Genomic DNA, 3,076 nt, shown 5'->3' with positions numbered 1-3,076 from the left:
TCCCCGGCCTGTCGGATGTTCCGTTCGCCGTGCAGATGGAACCGAACCTGGTCGTCGAATTCTATTCGCGCTGATTGCTGGTTCAGCAACCTATCGAAAGGCCGCCCAGTGGGCGGCCTTTTTTGCTTTGGCGGATCCGCCGTGCGGCCGCGCCGCAGAAATCGATTTCGATTTCCGGGCCGATGCGCTAATCCGGGCGCCGACACCTGTCCCTGGGGCCGATGCGCCATGAATATGCTGCCAGACGTCAAATCCCTCGAGCCGGTCGGCGACGACACTGAGGGCGGCTTCCATCCGCTGTTTGCCGAGGTGCCGTCGTCGGTCGAGTTCAACAAGCTGCGCAAGCGACTGCTGCGATTGACGCGCCAGGCGATCGAGGACTTCGCCATGGTGAAGCCCGGCGAACGCTGGCTGGTGGCGCTGTCCGGCGGCAAGGATTCCTACGGCCTGCTCGCCCTGCTCCTCGACCTAAAATGGCGTGGCCTGCTGCCGGTCGATCTGCTCGCCTGCAATCTCGACCAGGGCCAGCCGAACTTTCCCAAGCACGTCCTGCCCGACTACCTCAATGCCAACGGCATTGCGCATCGTATCGAATACCAGGACACTTATTCGGTGGTCACCGACAAGCTGCCCGAAGGCAGCACCTATTGCTCGCTCTGCTCGCGACTGCGGCGCGGCCACCTCTACCGCATCGCGCGCGAGGAGGGCTGCGCCGCTCTCGTGCTGGGTCACCACCGCGAGGACATCCTCGAAACCTTCTTCATGAACCTGTTCCATGGCGGTCGCCTTGCCGCAATGCCGCCGAAACTCCTCAACGATGAAGGCGACGTCATGGTACTGCGGCCGCTCGCCTATAACGCTGAGGCCGATCTCGAGAAATTCGCCGACGCGATGCAGTTCCCGATCATCCCCTGCGATCTCTGCGGCAGCCAGGAAGGCCTGCAGCGCAATGCCATGAAGGCGATGCTGGACGACATCGAAAGGCGCATGCCCGGCCGCAAGGACACGATGATCCGCGCCATGACGAATGTGCGGCCCTCGCATCTGCTCGACAGGAAGCTGTTCGACTTCGCCGCCCTCAACGACAGGTAAGACGATCCCTATGACAATTGACGATAGCGCCATCGACTGGCTTGCCGGTCTCCTCTCCGACGCGGCCACTGCCGAGATCATGCCGCGCTTTCGCCGGCTGGGCGAAGGCGACATCCGCCAGAAGACATCGGCCGCCGATCTGGTGACCGAGGCCGACGTCAATGCCGAGCGGCTGATCACGGCAAGGCTGCGCGAGCGCTATCCCTCGGCCATGATCGTTGGCGAGGAGGCCTGCTCCGACAATCCGGCGCTGCTCGGCGGTCTCGGCGATGCCGAGCTCGCCTTTGTCATCGATCCGGTCGACGGCACCTTCAACTTCGCCTCCGGCGTGCCGCTGTTCGGCGTCATGCTGGGCGTTGTCGTCAAGGGCGAGACCGTCGCCGGCATCATCCACGACCCCGTCGGCAAGGACTGGCTGATCGGCGCCAAAGGCGCAGGCAGCCACATCCGCCACGCCGATGGCTCGCTGGAGAAGGTGCGCGTCGCGGCGGCCGTGCCGATCTCGCAAATGACGGGCGCCGTCTCCTGGCAATACCTGCCGGAACCCGAGCGCTCGCGGCTCGCCCGCAACCAGACCAAGGCGCTGTCGCAGTTCGGCTATCGCTGCGCGGCGCACGAATACCGGCTGCTCGCCAGCGGCCACGCGCATTTCGTCGTCTACAACAAGCTGATGCCGTGGGATCATCTGGCCGGCGTGCTGATCCACCAGGAAGCGGGTGGCTACGCGGCGCGGATCGACGGCAGCGCCTATCTGCCCTCGCATGTCGACGGCGGCATCCTGGTCGCCCCCGACAAGGACAGCTGGCAGGAGCTGCGCCGCGAACTCTGGGCCGACTAAGACCTTAGGCTGGGCTCACACCGGCGGGTTATGCGGCTGGAACAGCCTGCCGCGCTCGGCAATCAGGATCATCAGCAGCGCCGCGACCGACACGCTGCAGAAGCCGGCGGCGAGCGGCGTCACCGTGCCGTTGTAGGCCAGGCCGATCGCCGCTCCGATCAGGGCGCCGAGAAAGGTCTGCATGAAGCCCAGGATGGATGCAGCAGTCCCGGCGAGTTCGCCGAGCGGCTCCATGGCGAGCGCGTTGAAATTCGCGCCCAGGCCACCGAACGGCACCATGGCGCCGGCAAATAAGGTGATGAAGAGCCAGAGCGGCATGGTCATTTCGAGCGAGACGACCAGCCAGGCAAGACTGATGCAGAGGAACACAAGCAGCGCACCTTGCGACAGTCGACGCATGCCAACCTGTCCGACCAGCCGCGAGTTGAGGTAATTCGAGAAAGCGAGCGCGGCGGCGACGCCGGCGAAGATCAGCGGGAACAGCTCGCCGACATGGAAGATGTCGACATAGATCTGCTGCGCGGAACTGATGAAGCCGAACATGGCGGCGAAGATGAAGGTGCTGGCGAAGGCATAGCACAGCGTGAGACGGTTGGTGAGCACGATGCGGAAACCATCGACGACCGCGCTGACCGTCAGTGGCCGGCGATATTCCGGATGCAGCGTCTCCGGCAGGCGCAGCACCGCCCACGCCGATATGATCAACGCCCCGACGGCCATGGTCACGAAGATCCAGTGCCAGCTTGCAAACAACATGACGAACTGGCCAATGCCAGGCGCGACGACCGGGATCGCCATGAACACCATGAAGATCAGGGACATCACTTCGGCCATGCGCCGCCCCTCGAACGTATCGCGCACGATCGAGACGGCGATGACGCGGGTCGCGGCGGCGCCGAAGCCTTGTATGAGGCGGCAGGTGAGCAACAAGGCGAAACTCGGCGCGACGGCGGCTGCAGCCGCGGCGGCGACATAGACGATCAGGCCGAAGACCAGCGGCGCGCGACGCCCGAATCGATCCGAGATCGGCCCGAAGAAAAGCTGCCCGCCGCCGAAGCCGAGCATATAGGCGGTGATGACATACTGGCGGTGGTTCTCGCTCATCACGCCGAGCGAGGCGCCGATCTGCTGCAGCGCCGGCAGCAT

At 64.6% G+C, this 3,076-nt stretch carries 3 protein-coding genes and 1 pseudogene; 3 read left to right on the top strand and 1 reads right to left on the bottom strand.

Annotation, left to right across the window (positions count from 1 at the left end):
• From EN742_RS29880 to EN742_RS29870, 3 genes and pseudogenes are all read left to right on the top strand, one after another.
• Window positions 1-74: pseudogene (locus EN742_RS29880) on the top strand (30S ribosomal protein S4); the annotation flags it as partial.
• A 160-nt stretch (window positions 75-234) separates the two neighbouring features.
• Entirely contained in the window at window positions 235-1,092 is an 858-nt protein-coding gene (gene ttcA / locus EN742_RS29875; protein ID WP_189375669.1) for a tRNA 2-thiocytidine(32) synthetase TtcA, read from the top strand.
• Window positions 1,093-1,102: 10 nt separating this feature from the next.
• Entirely contained in the window at window positions 1,103-1,930 is an 828-nt protein-coding gene (locus tag EN742_RS29870; RefSeq protein WP_127407304.1) for an inositol monophosphatase family protein, read from the top strand.
• Between the two features lie 15 nt (window positions 1,931-1,945).
• On the opposite strand, the gene EN742_RS29865 is transcribed toward EN742_RS29870, so the two are convergent.
• Window positions 1,946-3,076: multidrug effflux MFS transporter (locus EN742_RS29865; RefSeq protein ID WP_128333605.1), on the bottom strand; the 1,131-nt coding region annotated here is incomplete at its 5' end.

The sequence above is a fragment of the Mesorhizobium sp. M4A.F.Ca.ET.020.02.1.1 genome, assembly GCF_004022645.1.
Taxonomy (GTDB): Bacteria; Pseudomonadota; Alphaproteobacteria; order Rhizobiales; family Rhizobiaceae; genus Mesorhizobium.
The sequence above is the reverse complement of the archived record's forward strand: the minus strand, read 5'-3'. Positions and strand labels throughout refer to the sequence as shown.